The organism is Corynebacterium mustelae, from assembly GCF_001020985.1.
GTDB lineage: Bacteria > Actinomycetota > Actinomycetes > Mycobacteriales > Mycobacteriaceae > Corynebacterium > Corynebacterium mustelae.
Map to the genome: position 1 here is coordinate 620,698 of NZ_CP011542.1, position 15,768 is coordinate 636,465.

General features: G+C 52.7%; 15 protein-coding genes. 11 read left to right on the forward strand and 4 right to left on the reverse strand.

Going from position 1 to position 15,768, the window contains the following annotated elements; all coding sequences use genetic code 11:
- Positions 1–2: 2 nt before the first annotated feature.
- Complete coding sequence (locus tag CMUST_RS02915; RefSeq protein WP_047261261.1) at positions 3–482, reverse strand: tRNA (cytidine(34)-2'-O)-methyltransferase; 480 nt, start codon at positions 480–482, stop codon at positions 3–5.
- Positions 483–514: 32 nt separating this feature from the next.
- On the opposite strand from CMUST_RS02915, the gene CMUST_RS02920 reads away from it, so the two are divergent.
- The 3 genes from CMUST_RS02920 to CMUST_RS02930 are packed head-to-tail and all read left to right on the forward strand — an operon-like array spanning position 515 to position 3,357.
- Positions 515–2,113 carry a cation:proton antiporter domain-containing protein gene (locus CMUST_RS02920; RefSeq protein ID WP_047261262.1) on the forward strand — a complete coding sequence of 533 codons (1,599 nt, stop codon included), beginning with the start codon at positions 515–517 and terminating at the stop codon, positions 2,111–2,113.
- Between the two features lie 33 nt (positions 2,114–2,146).
- Entirely contained in the window at positions 2,147–3,004 is an 858-nt protein-coding gene (locus CMUST_RS02925) for a bifunctional methylenetetrahydrofolate dehydrogenase/methenyltetrahydrofolate cyclohydrolase (protein ID WP_047261263.1), read from the forward strand.
- Between the two features lie 8 nt (positions 3,005–3,012).
- Positions 3,013–3,357 (forward strand): DUF3017 domain-containing protein, encoded by a 345-nt coding sequence (locus tag CMUST_RS02930; RefSeq protein ID WP_047261264.1) that lies wholly within the window; start codon positions 3,013–3,015, stop codon positions 3,355–3,357.
- A 13-nt stretch (positions 3,358–3,370) separates the two neighbouring features.
- Here the strand turns inward: CMUST_RS02930 and metX are convergent, their stop codons facing one another.
- Together metX and CMUST_RS17010 are read right to left on the reverse strand one after the other, a co-directional pair.
- Positions 3,371–4,480 carry a homoserine O-acetyltransferase MetX gene (gene metX / locus CMUST_RS02935; protein ID WP_047261265.1) on the reverse strand — a complete coding sequence of 370 codons (1,110 nt, stop codon included), beginning with the start codon at positions 4,478–4,480 and terminating at the stop codon, positions 3,371–3,373.
- Positions 4,481–4,612: 132 nt separating this feature from the next.
- Complete coding sequence (locus tag CMUST_RS17010) at positions 4,613–5,395, reverse strand: hypothetical protein (RefSeq protein WP_236690143.1); 783 nt, start codon at positions 5,393–5,395, stop codon at positions 4,613–4,615.
- 152 nt (positions 5,396–5,547) lie between these two features.
- On the opposite strand from CMUST_RS17010, the gene CMUST_RS02945 reads away from it, so the two are divergent.
- The 6 genes from CMUST_RS02945 to CMUST_RS02970 all read left to right on the forward strand — a co-directional run bounded on the left by CMUST_RS02945 (position 5,548) and on the right by CMUST_RS02970 (position 12,624).
- Positions 5,548–7,497, forward strand: a complete 1,950-nt coding sequence (locus tag CMUST_RS02945; protein WP_083987396.1) for an HtaA domain-containing protein — start codon at positions 5,548–5,550, stop codon at positions 7,495–7,497.
- A gap of 42 nt (positions 7,498–7,539) precedes the next feature.
- The gene (locus tag CMUST_RS02950) at positions 7,540–8,613 is read left to right on the forward strand and encodes a heme/hemin ABC transporter substrate-binding protein (protein ID WP_047261266.1); all 1,074 of its coding nucleotides are present in this window, start codon (positions 7,540–7,542) and stop codon (positions 8,611–8,613) included.
- Positions 8,603–9,649 carry a FecCD family ABC transporter permease gene (locus tag CMUST_RS02955; RefSeq protein WP_407921994.1) on the forward strand — a complete coding sequence of 349 codons (1,047 nt, stop codon included), beginning with the start codon at positions 8,603–8,605 and terminating at the stop codon, positions 9,647–9,649. The genes CMUST_RS02950 and CMUST_RS02955 overlap by 11 nt, the downstream gene beginning before the upstream one ends.
- Positions 9,646–10,494, forward strand: coding sequence for a heme ABC transporter ATP-binding protein (locus CMUST_RS02960; protein WP_047261268.1), 849 nt, complete (start codon positions 9,646–9,648; stop codon positions 10,492–10,494). The genes CMUST_RS02955 and CMUST_RS02960 overlap by 4 nt, the downstream gene beginning before the upstream one ends.
- A 13-nt stretch (positions 10,495–10,507) precedes the next feature.
- Complete coding sequence (locus tag CMUST_RS02965) at positions 10,508–11,671, forward strand: HtaA domain-containing protein (protein ID WP_052844497.1); 1,164 nt, start codon at positions 10,508–10,510, stop codon at positions 11,669–11,671.
- 113 nt (positions 11,672–11,784) lie between these two features.
- On the forward strand, positions 11,785–12,624 hold the full coding sequence (locus CMUST_RS02970) for an HtaA domain-containing protein (protein WP_047261269.1): 840 nt from the start codon (positions 11,785–11,787) through the stop codon (positions 12,622–12,624).
- A 383-nt stretch (positions 12,625–13,007) separates the two neighbouring features.
- Here CMUST_RS02970 and CMUST_RS02975 read toward each other — a convergent pair whose 3' ends face one another.
- On the reverse strand, positions 13,008–14,324 hold the full coding sequence (locus tag CMUST_RS02975; protein WP_047263315.1) for an O-acetylhomoserine/O-acetylserine sulfhydrylase: 1,317 nt from the start codon (positions 14,322–14,324) through the stop codon (positions 13,008–13,010).
- A 302-nt stretch (positions 14,325–14,626) separates the two neighbouring features.
- Here CMUST_RS02975 and CMUST_RS15750 point away from each other — a divergent pair, with 302 nt between their 5' ends.
- Both CMUST_RS15750 and CMUST_RS02980 read left to right on the forward strand, forming a co-directional pair.
- A complete protein-coding gene (locus CMUST_RS15750; RefSeq protein WP_052844498.1) occupies positions 14,627–14,845 on the forward strand; it encodes a P-loop NTPase family protein in 219 nt (72 codons plus the stop codon).
- Between the two features lie 9 nt (positions 14,846–14,854).
- Positions 14,855–15,766, forward strand: a complete 912-nt coding sequence (locus CMUST_RS02980; protein ID WP_052844499.1) for a hypothetical protein — start codon at positions 14,855–14,857, stop codon at positions 15,764–15,766.
- The last annotated feature ends 2 nt before the right edge of the window (positions 15,767–15,768 follow it).

A 15,768-nucleotide genomic window follows, 5' to 3' on the forward strand; every position in this document is an offset into this window, starting at 1 on the left:
GGCTAAGCCAGCGGCGCTGCGCCGGGGAACCCGAATTGTCGCCACGCCTCATAGGTTGCAACCGAAGCGGCATTGGATAGATTCATGGAACGGCGACCGGCCAGCATGGGGATGCGTATCTGTTGGGTAATGCGGGGATGAAGGAGTGTCTGCGGGTCTAGGCCGGTGGTTTCAGTGCCAAATAGCAGAATGTCGCCGGGTTGGTATCTGATATCAGTGTGATGCGCGGTGCCTGCTGCGGTGAAAGCGAAAACACGGGAATCTGACAGTGTTGCTAAGCACGCCTCAAGATTATCGTGAACGGTGACTTCCGCTAGGTCGTGATAGTCTAAACCTGCACGTCGAAGGTTCTTTTCTGCTAGGTCGAATCCTAATGGGCCGCATAAATGAAGATGCGCGCCTGAGCCAGCGCACATTCTGATGGCATTGCCGGTATTGGGCGGAATGCAGGGTTGGTCGAACACGACGTTGATGAGTGACATAGCAGTAACTTTACTCACTAGGATAAGGACTTATGCCAGAAGAATTTATGTTGCCGGCCATCGTTGCGATTATCGGAGGGTTGGGTGCATCTGCGCTTCGGCTGCCACCGTTGGTAGGATTCTTAGCCGCAGGCTTCGGACTAAGTGCAGCAAATGTGCCAACTTTTCCTGCTATTGCGGAATTGGCCGAGGTGGGCGTCACCGTTTTACTATTCACGATTGGCTTGCATCTGGACTTGAAGATGATTACCCGCGTGCGGGTCGTTTTCACCGCAGTGGGACAGGCTGCGCTCAATACCATCGTTTTTGCGGTCGTGCTGGCGGCATTGTCATTATTACCACTGTCGGCCTTTATTGGAACTGGCTGGAGCGGCTTCTTATTGCTGGGGTTTGCAAGTTCGTTTTCTTCCACAGTTTTTGTGATTGCGGTTCTGGATGAATCCGGCCGTATGCGTTCGCGAGTGGGCATCATCGCGATCGGGGTATTGGTGCTTCAAGATATTTTCGCAGTTTCTTTCCTAGTGCTGTTCTCTGGCAAAACCCCGGAGCCGTGGGCGATTTTACTGCTGGCCTTGCCGCTTATCCGACCACTTATTGGCAAACTCCCTGATTTGGTGTATCGGGCAGAACTATTGGTTTTAGCTGGCGTGATTATCGCCGTGGGTGCCTATGCGGTGTTTGAACTTGCAGGTTTGTCAGGCTCTTTCGGCTCCCTTATTGCGGGTTTGGTTATTGCTGGGCACCCGATTGCCAAGCGGTTGCATAAGGCACTCGTGAGCGTTCGTGAATTATTGCTCGTGGGTTTCTTTATTGATATCGGTATGGGCGGAATTCCCAGCGTGTCTGGGTTCATTGCAGCTGGAATCTTGTTGTTACTTCTTCCTGCGAAACTCGGGATTTTTCTGGCTTTGTTGTACAAGGCAGGGATGTCGCGTCGTACCTCGGTACTAACTGCTGGTTTATTGGCAAATTATTCGGAATTTGGGTTGATAGTTGCATCGCTAGCTGCGGCCAGGGGCATTATTGCAGGTGAGTGGGTGCAGATCATGGCGGTTGCTGTTGCCGGTAGTTTCATCATTAGTTCGTTGGTGAAGTTGCGGGTCGGGCCGATTATGGAAGCACTTGTTCTGAAGTTGCCGCGTCGTGATCCCCAGAAATTGGCGGCAGGTGAGAGACCGCTAGACATCGATGGGGTAGACGCCTTGGTCTTGGGAATGGGGCGCGTGGGTGCAGGAGCCTATTTACGATTGGCGGAAAAATACGGCATGACGGTAGCTGGGGTGGAATTTGATGAAAAACGAGTGGAGCTGATGCGTAAACGTGGCTATACAGTGTTCCACGCTGATGCAACCGACCCTGAGCTATGGGTGAGGTTAAGCCAATCAAGCCATTGTCCGAAGCTTTTGGTTCTGGCGATGCCTTCCCACGAATCCAATGTGGTGGCATTGCAAACGCTAAATAACACCAAGAGTTCGATGGTCACTGCGGGTATTGCGAAATACAGCTATAAAACGAAGGAATTGGTTGACCTTGGGGCCGATGCCAGTGTCAACCTATACGACGGAGCAGGCATCGAGCTCGCTGACGTTGCGTTCCAGGCACTGGTGGCTAACGAAGAAACCCCCAACTGATCGTTTTGAAGGATTTCGTGCGATAATTGCCGCATGACTGCAACCAAACTTGACGGCAACCTGTATCGGGATGAAATTTTCACCGACCTAAAGCAGCGCGTCGCTGCATTGAAGGAAAATGGCATTACACCGGGTCTAGCAACCGTGCTGGTAGGCGATGACCCGGCAAGTCACTCGTACGTCAAGATGAAGCATCGCGATTGTGAGCAGATTGGGGTCACATCGATCCGCAAGGATCTGCCTGCTGATATCAGCCAGGAAGATTTGCATAAAGTGATCGACGAGTTAAATGCGGACCCGCAGTGTACTGGTTACATCGTACAGCTACCACTGCCTAAGCATCTGGATGAAAATGCAGTGCTCGAACGCATCGACCCTGAAAAAGACGCGGATGGTTTGCACCCGGTAAATCTTGGCAAACTGGTTTTGAACGAACCTGCGCCGCTGCCGTGTACCCCCAACGGGGCGATTCATCTGCTGCGGCGTTTTGGGGTGGAGACTCAGAGGAAGAAAGTTGTCGTGATTGGTCGGGGTGTGACTGTTGGTCGGCCCATTGGTTTGATGCTCACCCGCAGATCGGAAAACGCCACGGTAACCCTATGTCATACCGGAACTGTTGACCTTAAGGCCGAAACGCTGAACGCGGATATTATCATTGCGGCCGCTGGGGTAGGGCACATGCTTACCGCAGATATGGTGAAGCCGGGTGCGGCCGTTTTAGACGTGGGGGTTTCCAGGGTGGATGGGAAACTTTTAGGCGACGTGCACCCCGATGTATGGGATGTGGCTGGTTTCGTTTCGCCAAATCCGGGCGGCGTGGGGCCATTAACCCGTGCTTTCCTGGTGCGTAATGTTGTGGAACGGGCTGAACGTTTGGCGGGTGTGAATTAATCAGAAGAATGGGCGAGGAAACGACACAAAAGCTCATTACGCCACTGGATAATCCGCATGATGTGGATCTGAAGCCGTCCGTGGTGCCACGTGGTCTGCAATATGCAGCGATGGTGGTATTTGTCATTGCGGTGATTGCATCCGGGGTATTTTCGTTCACCGAGCACTGGCGTCGGGCCACATTTACGTTAGGGGTGGCGCTGCTGTGGCTATCGCTGGTACGGATAACATGTGATTCCAAGGTATTGTGGGTTCTTGCTGTCCGATCCCGCCATTTTGATGCCGCATATACTGCCCTGGGCGGAGCATTGATGGTCTTTTTGGCTTCGTCGGTAGATTCGTTGGGAAGTTAGAATCCATAACAAGCTAGACGCGATCACTGATAAATACGCCGTCGTCTTCTGCTTGGTGCGCAGCTAGTAATAAAAAGTGGCGAATAATGCGATCAACTTGACGGGATTCGGTCAAAAAAGCATCGTGCCCCACTGGAGAAGAAATTTTCGCCATTGCCAGCAGTTTCCCAAGATTTCGGGAGAGGTGTTCTTGTTGATGATAAGGATACAAAATGTCAGTATCAACCCCGGCGACCATGGTCGGAACCGTTGACGATGCAAGTGCCTTGTTTAAGCCGCCTCGCCCGCGTCCGATATCATGGCGGTTTAATGCTTCCGTCAAGGCGACATAGGAACCAGCGTCGAACCGCTGGGTGAGCTTCACCCCTTGATAATCAAGATAGCTTTGTACGGCGAACCGTTGTGTTGGGCTGCGGTGAGTTCCCAGCGGATTTTCACCTGGCTGTGCGGAGGTCCCGAACCGTTCATCGATTTCCAATTCGCCGCGATATGTTAAGTGGGCAATACGCCGTGCCGCCGCTAACCCAGCTAACGGCGCTGTGCCGTTGTAGTAGTCGCCGTTATTCCAATGCGGGTCGTGTTCGATGGCATTGATTTGTGCGGTTTGGATTCCGATTTGCCACGCGCTCGCCCGCGCGGATACGGCTAAGACAAGAGCTGCAGTTAGCTGCTTTGGATAGAGCAATGTCCATTCTAAGGTTCTAGCGCCGCCCATGGAACCGCCAATCACCGCGTGGACTTCACTTACGCCGACGCGTTCTAAAAATTGTTTTTCCGCAGCGACGAGGTCGCGGATCGAAACTGCGGGGAACCGTGATCCCCACGGATGTCCATCGGGAGCAAGCGATGCCGGGCCGGTTGTTCCCATGCAGCCGCCCAGTGCATTGGTGCATAACACGCAGAAGGTGTCGGTATCTAATGCTTTACCGGGGCCCACGATGTCTGGCCACCATTCGGTGACGTTGGAGTCCCCGGTGAGTGCATGTTCTATGAGGATGAGGTTATCGCCTCGAAATTCTCCCCAGGCTTGGTAAGCGATCGTTACATCGGGAATCGTGGCGCCTGCTTCGGTGTAAAAGTCGCCGATGTTGATTGTGCACAGTGTGCCCGAGGTATCCAGCATCAAATGTGCTCCTTATATATGGAATGAAGATAATGCTGCTTATGCTACCTGGCGATTACGGGCGCATGCGAATATTTTGACTTAAAACCTGCAATGAAAGCGTCATAATTCAATTCAGGTAATGTTATTTTCCTATTTTTGGCGAGGGAAGGCGTTAGTGTCGGCGGTCGACGGGGAATCATTACGGGATTGTTCGGTGGTGTCTGTATCGGATTCGCTTGTGGCGGCGTTGGCAAGCTCTTCAGTGCTTTCGCGGGCATTACTGTCTGCCCTTGCGGCGTCGTCACGCTTGTCGACGCTTGTAGGTTGCGGTTGCGCGGTTGCCTCGGCGTTGCTGGGTTGAGTGGTTTGTGGTGTTGGGGCTGGCTGTAGTCGAGGCTGGGGTTGTGGCGTGGCTGGCGGAACGGGGCGCGGGGTGACTACTACTGTGGTTTCTCGTGATTTTTTATGCGCCCACATGGGGTTCATGCCTGGCATAAGCCAAAGTAAAACACCGGTTAATGTCGCAGCGCCATAAGCAGCAGGCATTCCGAATCGTTCCAGTGCGAACCAGAAGGTTGCAACGTTAATGGCGATGATTGCAACCCAGAACAGACTGATAAGTAGCGACAGATTGTTGCGACGCAGTGCCCGATACTCGAACCAGTCTTCCTGTGGGAACCGATCACGGGCTTCTTTGCGGATCCGGCGGCCAGTTTTCTGCGATGGATAGATTGTGGAAAACAGAAGTAATCCGAGTCCTGCGCCCGCGACAACAATGTTACTTATGAGAAAGCCGAAAGATAGCACCGCTCCGGCGATGACTATTGACAGGCGTTCAGCCCTAGTTAGGGGTAATCCTTGGGTGGGGTCGACATCCGGATACAGGTTGGAAAAGGCGTTAGTATTGCCAGAGTACATGGAGAAATACGTCACTTTCCAAAAGAATAGGTTTCCAAGACAGCTAAGTGTACCCTATACATGTTTAGCGAAGTATGTGAAGCTTTACCTAAGCATCTTTTTTAGATTGTGGCATAGTATTCAATCTATAAAACCTCTAAAACACTAGGAAACTGGAGTTTAAACCTATGGTTACTGCACACTCATCGCACGCGTTGCGACGCCGCGCAGTCAGTCTCTTTTTTGTGCCTGCACTGGTCGGGCTGCCATTGGCTTTGGCACCGCAGGCACATGCGCAGGAGGGGTGCGCCTTTAATTGGGGTATCAAACAAAGCTTCCGTAGCTACATCAAGGGGCCAATCGCTAAGGGGAGCTGGACTGGTTCCGGAGTTGGTTTTACAGGCAGTGAAACAGGTGCCGACGGTGCATTTGTTTTCACCCCAGGTAAAGCAACCGTTGATGGTGGCACAAATGCTACCATACCTTTGCAGGGGTCATTGAATTTCAAAGGCCATGACTACGGTGCTGGCCCGCTGTTGGATATGACGATTTCTGATGTCAAACTTGTGGTTCAGGGCGGTACCGCTCAGATTGTCGCGGATTACCAGTCCTATGAATCCGACATGATAGATAAAACCCGTAAGGGCGCACCGATTAGTGGTCAAGACGCACCCTTGGTCACAATCAATCTCAGTAATCCGGTAGACACCAACTCTGGTTCCATCAATATGGCTGGGAGCACATCGCTGACCGCAGATGGAGCCAAACTCTTCCTGCAATATAACGCAGGTGAGGCTATGGATCCCACCTCTGGATCGGTCAAGCTTGACGGCAGCTGTGGCGGCTCGACTGGTGGCACCGGTGGTGGCGGCTCGCGCAGTCTTGGCCGAATTACTGGCGAATTTTCCGGTGCAAACAAAGAAATCATGGGTATTTTGTCCGAAACAAATGACACCATGAATGGCTTAACAACTTTCATGGGCAACGCCCAGGAATTTAAGAAGCAACTCAATTCTTTCGCTAATGACGGCAAGACCACCTCGGGTGGAACTACCTCTGGCGGAACCATCTCGGGTTCTGGTACTTCCGGTAACACAACTTCCGGAAACTCCGGTTCTGGCACTTCAGGCGGAGCGTCTGGTACCGGCGGCACTAGTGGTTCTGGTGCAACAGGTGGCGGCGCTTCTTCTGGTGGCTCTGGTGCTACCGGCGGTGGCGCGGCCTCGGGCGGCGGTGCTTCTTCTGGCGGCTCTGGTGCGACAGGTGGCGCTGCCGGTGGTGGCAATGATGTATGTTCATCTTCCTCGGCACGTGGCGTGCAAAACGCTAAGGCTGCGTGGGGTATTAAGCAATCCTTCCAGTCCTATATCACTGGCTCCATCGCCAAAGGTAAATGGACGCTCAATGGTGTTGGGCATTCCGGCGGTAAGTTCCAGTTCAGTGGAAAGAGCGGTGCTGTTGATCCGGGGGCAAAGAGCGGCACTATCGGATACGGTGGTGGTATTCAATTCACCGGTCATAATGGTGTTTTGAATCTCACCATCACCAACGTGGAAATTCAATTCAATGGTGGTAGTGGTTCCCTGGTCGCTAACGTACAATCTTCTGACACTTCCGGGAAAAAGACTGATTTCGGTCGAGTGGCACTTGGGTCACTGAACTTCTCTTCCTTGAATGTTTCTGATTCCAGCGCTTCTGGCACGGCATCTGTGTCATTGACTGATGCTGGATCTAAGGCATTCGCTGAGTTCTATGAGCCAGGCACCCAGCTTGATCCGATCTCCTTCGAAGCATCGCTCGGTGCAGCACCGAACTGTGCTTCTGGTCAAGGTTCCGCAGCTGCGGCGAGTGCCGCAGGCGGTGGTGGCGGAGCAGCCGCAGCCGCAGCGCTGAAAGACGGTGGTGGAGAAGCTGGCGCTGCTGTTGGTGAAGACGGCGAATTGTTATTCGAAGACGCCGAAGGCAATAGCTCCACTGGTTATGAAAATGGTGCCAATAAGTTCAAGATCAAGAATGCTGCGACTGGTGGTACAACCGATTTGGATATGACACCAGGAATGTATGTTCTTTTGGCTATCGCTGCCTTCGTTGTTGCCGGTGGCAGCATGGGGCGGTTGGTTGTCAATAATCCGGTGTAACCCTGAAGCTTAAAAACCCAAGTATTTCCAAGAAAGAACACCATGCCTATAGTGAAATTACGTGAAACAATCGTTGCGGTTATCTGCGCGATTGCCTTGGTCGGTTGTGGCATCCAGGGGTCTTATGATTCCAACGCAAAGCTTCGGGAATCTTTACCCGATCCGGCTTCTTTGTCTGATCCTCGTGGCTTCACTGGTGTTACCCATGTGACCCAATTTGATGAAGTCGCGCCAATCGCAACTAACGTCAAGCCCAGTTTGCCCGTCGAGCTAACTGACGCCGATGGCAAAGACGTGGTTGTTGATGACCTTTCTCGTATCTTGGCTCTTGACTTGTACGGTTCGTACACAAAGACACTCACTGGCCTTGGTTTGGGTGACAAGATTGTTGGCCGGACGGTTTCTTCAACCGAAGAGTCGTTAAAAGACCTCCCAGTGGTAACCCAAGGAGGACACAATATCAATGTGGAGGCGGTTTTATCCTTAGAACCTACATTGGTGATTGTGGATCACTCGATTGGGCCCAATGACGCTATTGACCAGATCCGGGCGGCGGGTGTTACAACCGTGGTTATGGAACCTACCCGCACCATTGATTCGGTAGGTGAGGACATCAAGGCCGTCGGCGGTGTTGTTGGGTTGCCAGAAGAGGCGGAAAAACTCGCGGAACGCTCGGTTGCAGAGATCGAAAAGGACCGCGAGGCAATCAAAGCACTGGCTCCGGCTGACCCCATGCGAATGGCATTCTTGTATGCTCGTGGTAACGGTGGCGTGTTCTTCATCATGGGTGAAGGCACCGGTGCGAAAGATCTCATTGAGGGCGTTGGCGGGGTAGACCTAGCAACCGTGCATAATTTGTCCTATGCAGAACCCGCAAACGCAGAAGCGTTGGCCAAGATTAACCCTGAAGTCATCATCATGATGGAGGGTGGTTTAGAATCAACTGGCGGTATCGAGGGCTTATTGCAACGCCCAGGTGTTGCTCAAACAGAGGCAGGTCAAAAGAAACGAATAGTCACCTTGCCTGATGGTCAGTCCTTGGCCTTCGGCCCGCTCACCGGTCAGACGCTCCTTCGACTTGCACAGGCTATCTATGCTCCAGAAAATGCACAATAGGCAAGAACCTGATGTTTTTGCCATCCGCCACCGCCGCCGAGTAACGACGTTTATTTCGCTATCGGTCCTGCTGGTGGTGGCGGTTTTATGCTCCATCGTGTTGGGGCAATACTACGTTCCGATCCAGGATTTGCCCGCCATATTGGCGGCAGGCTCTAGCAGTGCCGATAGTCTGGCGGCGAGTGTGGTGTGGGAAATTCGCATCCCGCGAATTGTACTGGGGCTGCTGGTTGGCGCTTCACTGGGGGTGGCGGGCACCTTGATGCAAGCGGTCTTTGCTAACCCGCTTGCAGAACCGTCGATTATCGGTGTTACCTCTGGTGCCGGTGTAGGTGCCGCTGTGGTGATCGTGTTTAATATCGGTTTTCTAGGCACGTTTACCATCCCCCTTGGTGCGTTTATTTCTGCCGTCATAGTCACTGTGGTGATCTACCAATTAGCGCGTAGCCAGGGAAAAGTGGCGGTGGTCAACCTTATTCTCACAGGTATCGCCATCAATGCGGTTTGTGGTGCGATCATCTCGTTCATGGTGTACTTGGCACCGACCGCTAACCGGGAACAAATCATTTTCTGGCAAATGGGCTCACTGAACGGTTCGCAGTGGAAACACGTGTGGGTAGTTTTGCCGATCACTATTATCGGGCTATTTATTGCCTTCCAATTAGGGAAAAAATTAGATGTGCTCGCTCTTGGGGAGCGGGCCGCAGGCCACACTGGTATCAATGTGGCTCAGCTGCGCATTGTGGCGATTGCCGCGTCGACAGTACTGACTGCGGGTGCGGTTTCATTCGCCGGACTCATCGGGTTTGTTGGCCTGATCGTGCCGCATCTATTGCGCACAATTACCGGGCCGGAGAATAAGATTCTGCTTCCGGCCTCCGCCTTAGCGGGAGCGGTTTTGATCGCGAGTGCGGATGTGGCGGCGCGCACCATGATTCCGTTTGCTGATCTTCCGATTGGTATTTTCACCGCACTGGTTGGTGGCCCGACGTTCTTCATTTTGTTGCGCCGTATGATGCGAAAGGGACTGCATTGATCGAAGTAACAAATGTCAGTGTATCGATAAGCGGTAAGAAGTTGCTTGACGACGTCACCTTCCGCGCGCGTCCCGGCGAAGTCACAGGTTTGATTGGCCCTAACGGTGCCGGAAAATCCACCATGTTAGCGGTACTGAGCGGCGATCTGGAACACCAATCGGGAACTGTATCTGTCATGGGGCTCGACCCGGCGTCGTCAAGCAAAAAAGAGCTAGCCCGCGCCCGCGCCGTGATGCTACAAGATGTTGGCGTGTCGTTTGAGTTTTTGGTACGAGACGTCGTTGCGATGGGTCGGCGGCCTTGGGAAGGCACTGACCGCGAAACCCTAGATGACCGGATCATTGATTCCGCATTGGCTGCCGCGGACGCCACTCACCTTGCTGGTCGGGATGTTATCACTTTATCTGGTGGTGAACGTGCACGGGTGGCATTGGCCCGAGTCTTGGCTCAGCAAACCCCGGTAATTATGCTTGACGAGCCCACCGCTGCACTGGATATCAAACACCAAGAACAAGTGTTGGGTTTGGTGCGCAGTCTAGCGCAGCAAGCTCACGTGGCGGTTATAGTCGTGCTGCACGACCTCAACGCTGCTGCCGCTTACTGCGACCATATTGTGTGCCTGGCAGGAGGCAAGGTCGCGGCGGCTGGATCCGTGGCTGAAGTTTATACCGACACTACGTTGTCTGATATTTATGGCTGGCCGATCAGCGTTTCCATAACCGATGATGTTGTTAGTGTGCACCCAGCGCGGCGCTATGCGACTACCAGCGAAGCCGACTTCCTGTCACTCGTTGCTAACCCGGAGCACACAGCCGATACTTTAGAACCCGTCAATCAATCGTGAGTTAAGGATGATCATGAAGAAATTTGCCCTCCCTGTTGTTTGCGCAGTGGCATTGAGCTGCCTTAACGTACCGGCAGCGCATGCCCAAGAACCAGAACCGCTTTCGACCCAAGCTGCATGTGCGTATCCAGGTTTGAAAGTGGAATCAGGCACGATGGATTGGGGAATTAAGCAATCGTGGCGCAGATATGTGACCGGTAACATTGCAAAGGGGAAATGGCAAGCAAGCAGCAACATCACCCAAGTAGGGTCACCAAATTCGTCCGATTTCGTTTTTAGAATGCCGATTGCGGCTGAGAGCACACGGATCCTGCTCAATTCGGATAACACGGTCAATGCTGCCGACATCGCCACCGTGCCGTTAGCGATCCGCTTCGATGGGCATAAGGGCGCCCTGCAATCCACCATGATTTCCCCGTATTTCCATGTAACTGGGGACAAGGCTTATCCGGGCACCAGCTATGTGGGTTATTACGTTCCGGGCAAGGGGATGACGGACTACACCCCACATGACCGGGTAGCAGCCAACCGGGTAGAAGGCCGCGACACCTTCGGTGTGGGCACCGCCAATTGGCAACGCAACGGCAATACGTTGACGCTTACTACAGCTGGCACGAAAGTTACCCCTAAGCCTGGAACCAAATCTCAAGGAACAGATTTGACGGTTGAGGGTGTCGATATCGTCTTTATGGGAATTTATAACGACTCCTATAATCCTGAACTGGATAACGCCACCATTAGGTTGACGGTTTCTGATACGTGCTGGACTGAAGCTGAAGCTGCGGAGATTAAGAAAGCGGATTCTGGTTTTTATGCCGTTGGCCGGGGTGAGCCTTCTCGGTTAAACTCGGAGACGGCAGCGATCCTTGATCGTTTTGAACCGTTTGGTGAGGCACCTAAACCGCAGCAGCCTACTCCCAGTAATCCGTCAGCTACCGCTACCACCACAGTAACGACTACGGTCACCACATCCCAGAAGCCGCCTACGCACAGCAATAAGTCGAGTAGTGGCTCCTCAAGCCTGGGTGAGCGAACCGAAGATGACTATAAGAAAGGCTTCGCCAGTATCCGCGAGGTGTGGTCTAGCATTTTGGCGGTTATCGCCACCCTTGGCCTCGTGGGGGTATTGGGTAAATTGCTTTACGACGGCATCAAGATGTTCCAACCAAACCGGTAAACTGAACCCGGGTGGTGTGAAAGGGGGTATTTGGGGCGCTTTCCCACACTTAAACGAACCTAAATACCCTAAGATTATCCTTTGTTACTTACCCCATCTTCCGAGGAGATCTCGTGCGCACCATTTCGCGTTTTACCCGTATCGGCACGGCAACCATGTTGGCTGCAGCCCTAATGGGCACCACCCTTTCCACCCCTGCTGTAGCACAGGAACCAGCAGTAAAAACCGGTAGTTTTAACTGGGGGATTCGTAAAGGGCTGGTTTCTTATGTGGAAGGCCCTATCGGTCGGGGTACCGCTATGCCAATCGCACCAGCCACTTCGGAAAAGAACGGTATCTACAAGGAATTTAAATTCCCAGTCGATGCTGCCGCAGCCCAGGTGGCTTCCAACGGTGACGCCACCATTCCGCTACAGGGCGGGGTTCACCTTCAGGCACATCCAAAGAAGGTCGACGGCCAAGACGGCCCTGCTTACGATTTGGACGTGAAATTCACTGACCTCAAGCTCCAAGTCTCTGGCAAGGATGGCAAGCTCACTGCGGACTATCTGACCAAAGGTGATTTTGAGCAGGCAGGTGTGCCTGGTGCTTCTGGTCAGGGTGTTAAGGAAGGCAATGACGTTACCGTCATGACTTTCACCCTTGATGAGGCTATTGATCCAAACCTCAAAGCCGTCAACTACAACAACATTCCTACCATTTCCCAGCAAGGTTTCGTCGACGCGATGTTAAACCGCTATAACGTAGGGGAATCCCTTGACGCTGCCGAATTGCACCTCAAGCTATCTGGGAACAAAGACGGCAAGGACTTCGGCAATAAGACCTCGGTTGACGACGAGAATCGGGGCAAGATCATCGGCGGCTCTATCGCCGGAATCTTGTTGCTTTTGGGCGGAATTTTCGCCGCACTATGGAAGTTCCTGCCTTCCCTAGGCATTAAGTTGCCGTTTTAAAGCTATAACTGGATAAAAAATCCGCGCCACTACACCACTGTGGCGCGGATTTTTTATTGCGAGACAAATTTTCCCAGCTTGCTTGGGGGCTAGATCTGTGACAGGTTTTGGAGGGATTCGACCTTTTTCCGGTATGGCGGTTGATCTTGTGGACTGAGAGGCAGAAAGGTCGAGTTGGGGCTGGGTTCTGGTGTGTTGGTTGCTATTTTGTAGCAGGGTATGTGAAAACTCACGTGGGAAAAATTGTGTCCAAACACAATGAATGGAATGCGGGTCAACAAAGTGAAATGGATACGTGGTGTCGTCGAAAAGCTAAAGTGAGGTTGTACCATTAAAAAAACCCGGGCGGCCGTTGTTCGGCAACCCGGGTCGAAATAGCGGGATTACAGCGCGGCGAAACCTAGTTCCAAATCCGCGATAATATCCGCAATATCTTCAATTCCGACAGACAATCGTACGGTCGCTGGCGAAATGCCAGCATTACGCAATTCCTCTTCTGAACTTTGCGAATGTGTGGTTGATGCAGGATGTGCAACCAACGACCGGGTGTCGCCGATGTTAACGACGTTGGAGTGCAGCTTCAAAGCGTCGATAAACGCCCACGCCTCGTCCTGCCCGCCGTTAACGTCGAAGGATAACGTTGCGCCAGTGTATGTGATTCCCAGCTTCTCCTTCACCGCGAACCACGGGGACTCCGGCAAACCGGCATAATTGACTTTGGCAACCTTTGGGTGGGTGCTGAGGAACTCCGCGACTTTCTTGGCATTTTCATTGTGGCGCTCTACCCGCAGGAATAATGTGTCCAAGCCCTGTAAGGTGACCCAGGCGTTAAACGGTGACAGCGCTGCCCCCGTATCGCGCAGCAGCCCCACGCGCGCTTTCAAACCGAAGGCCGCCGCGCCCAAATCGGCGTACTTCAACCCGTGGTAGGCGGGGTCCGGGGTAACGAACTCCGGGAACACGGGTGTGCCGTCTCGTTCAACCGTCCAATCGAAGCTGCCGCCGTCAACCAGAATGCCCGCGATCACGGAACCGTTGCCAGTGTAGTATTTTGTCAGCGACGCGATAACAATGTCTGCTCCCAGTTCCAGCGGGCGCACCAGAGCTGCGGTCGCAATTGTGTTGTCCACAATCAACGGGACGTTATTGCGGTGAGCAACCTCGGCAACAGCTGGGATGTCCAATACATCTGCTTGCGGATTAGCGAATGTTTCGCCGTAAAACGCCTTGGTATTTGGCTGAACCGCTGCCTGCCACGATTCTGGATCATCAGGATTGTCTACAAGAGTGACATCAATGCCGAAACGCTTGAGCGTCACCGTCAACAAAGTTTGGGTGCCGCCGTAGAGCCTGGGGCTGGCAACAATATGATCGCCAGCGCTGGCGAGATTGAGAATCGCCGCGGTTTCCGCTGCTTGCCCGGAGGCAAAAGCCACCGCATGCACACCGCCCTCTAATGCGGCGATCCGGTTCTCCAACGCCTCATTGGTGGGATTGTTCAGGCGAGTGTATATCGGCCCCAGCTCTTCCAGCGCAAACCGCTTTTTCGCGTTCTCGGCGGAATCGAAAAGGAAGGAGGTAGTCAGATATAACGGCTGATTACGGGCACCGGTGTCGGAATCAACCGTCTGGCCGGCGTGAATGGCCTGGGTGGCTAAGCTCCACTCAGCAGCATTGGAATTATCGTATTTAGGGCTCATGATGTGCACTTTCGGTTTTGCGGATCGGATAACTTTCAACGAAATTACTTCCTTGCCACTAAAAAAGAAACCGCTTGGTCTATTTTTGGGTTAAAACCGCATGTAAATCCGCATGAATAAAATTCTTGCGCCATAAAATCGCACCCCTGTGGTGTGCTGTGATCCGCGAATTTCGGCTGGAGAAATCTCGCCACCGCCATAGGTTTCGCGGCACTGGATTTTTGCAAGGGGGTGCAATATTGAACTAATTGAATAGCACTGCGATATTGAATTAATTGAACAGCGCTGCCGAGGAGAGGGTTATGAAAACATCCAACCCGTTTACGCCAACATTTGGTCTCACTCCTGCTGTTCCAGTGGGGCAGGATGAAGTGGTGGAGGCTTTTAATGATGGGTTAAAGGCGGGGCCTGGCGCGCCAGCACGAGCATTGTTTTTGGTAGGAACCCGTGGTGTGGACAAAACGGTTGTGCTGAATGAGTTGGAAGATGCCGCTCGAGAGCAAGGGTGGGTGACCATTTAAGAAACCGCATTGGTAGGGATAGAAGAGCGAATAATTTTTGAGCACGCACCACGTATTCTCCGTGTTATTGATGATTTATCGACGACCCGAAAAATAACGGGAATTAGCGCCGCGGGGTTAGGTGGGGTAACTACACAAGTTTCGGAAAAGCATGAACAGCGACCAGGGTTACGCTCTGTTCTTAGCGATATTGCCGATATTTTGCAGGAGAGAAATTCCGGAATCCTGATAACCATTGATGAGGTCCATCTCGATTCTGTTGCAGAATTGGCGGCAATTGCTAGCGTGATTCAGCACATGTTTCGGGAAGGGCGAAATATTGCCATTGTGTTTGCTGGTTTGCCGGAAAACGTGGATAAATTGCTGCGCCATCCTGGGGTGACGTTCTTGCGGCGAGCAGTGCGTGTCGATTTAGGTGCTGTTTCTCCAGATGACGTTCGGATAGGGTTGCAAAAACCGGTAACTGATGTGGCACGGCAGTGGGATAGTGCTGCCCTGGACGCAGCTGTTATGGCAACGCGAGGTTTCCCGTTTTTGATCCAGCTTGTGGGCTACTACAGCTGGGCGCGTATGTCGCAGTCAGCCATGGAAGAGGTAGATATGGATCATGTCTTGTGGGCAATTGAACAAGCGCAGCGTGACCTGGCCCGACTAGTGATAGAGCCTGTGCTTAAGGACTTGCCGCAATTAGAATATGATTTTCTGGTTGCTATGTCAGGTGCACCAGGGCATATACGAACGGGCGACATTGCCGGAGAACTGGGCAAGGGATCTGACGCGGTTTCGCATTACGGACATAAATTAATGGCGAAGCACATTGTTTATTCCCCTAGGCGCGGATTCTATGAGTACACCATTCCAGGAATGCGGGAATATTTTGGTCGGCTCAGCGATCACAATACTGGTCCGCATTTTTGGTAAAG

What these genes read in the sequence shown, in the direction of transcription:
- CMUST_RS02915 (WP_047261261.1), bottom strand. Translation starts at nt 482, where the DNA reads ATGTCACTCATCAACGTCGTGTTCGACCAACCCTGCATTCCGCCCAAT.
- CMUST_RS02920 (WP_047261262.1), top strand. Translation starts at nt 515, where the DNA reads ATGCCAGAAGAATTTATGTTGCCGGCCATCGTTGCGATTATCGGAGGG.
- CMUST_RS02925 (WP_047261263.1), top strand. Translation starts at nt 2,147, where the DNA reads ATGACTGCAACCAAACTTGACGGCAACCTGTATCGGGATGAAATTTTC.
- CMUST_RS02930 (WP_047261264.1), top strand. Translation starts at nt 3,013, where the DNA reads ATGGGCGAGGAAACGACACAAAAGCTCATTACGCCACTGGATAATCCG.
- metX (WP_047261265.1), bottom strand. Translation starts at nt 4,480, where the DNA reads ATGCTGGATACCTCGGGCACACTGTGCACAATCAACATCGGCGACTTT.
- CMUST_RS02945 (WP_083987396.1), top strand. Translation starts at nt 5,548, where the DNA reads ATGGTTACTGCACACTCATCGCACGCGTTGCGACGCCGCGCAGTCAGT.
- CMUST_RS02950 (WP_047261266.1), top strand. Translation starts at nt 7,540, where the DNA reads ATGCCTATAGTGAAATTACGTGAAACAATCGTTGCGGTTATCTGCGCG.
- CMUST_RS02955 (WP_407921994.1), top strand. Translation starts at nt 8,603, where the DNA reads ATGCACAATAGGCAAGAACCTGATGTTTTTGCCATCCGCCACCGCCGC.
- CMUST_RS02965 (WP_052844497.1), top strand. Translation starts at nt 10,508, where the DNA reads ATGAAGAAATTTGCCCTCCCTGTTGTTTGCGCAGTGGCATTGAGCTGC.
- CMUST_RS02975 (WP_047263315.1), bottom strand. Translation starts at nt 14,324, where the DNA reads ATGAGCCCTAAATACGATAATTCCAATGCTGCTGAGTGGAGCTTAGCC.
- CMUST_RS15750 (WP_052844498.1), top strand. Translation starts at nt 14,627, where the DNA reads ATGAAAACATCCAACCCGTTTACGCCAACATTTGGTCTCACTCCTGCT.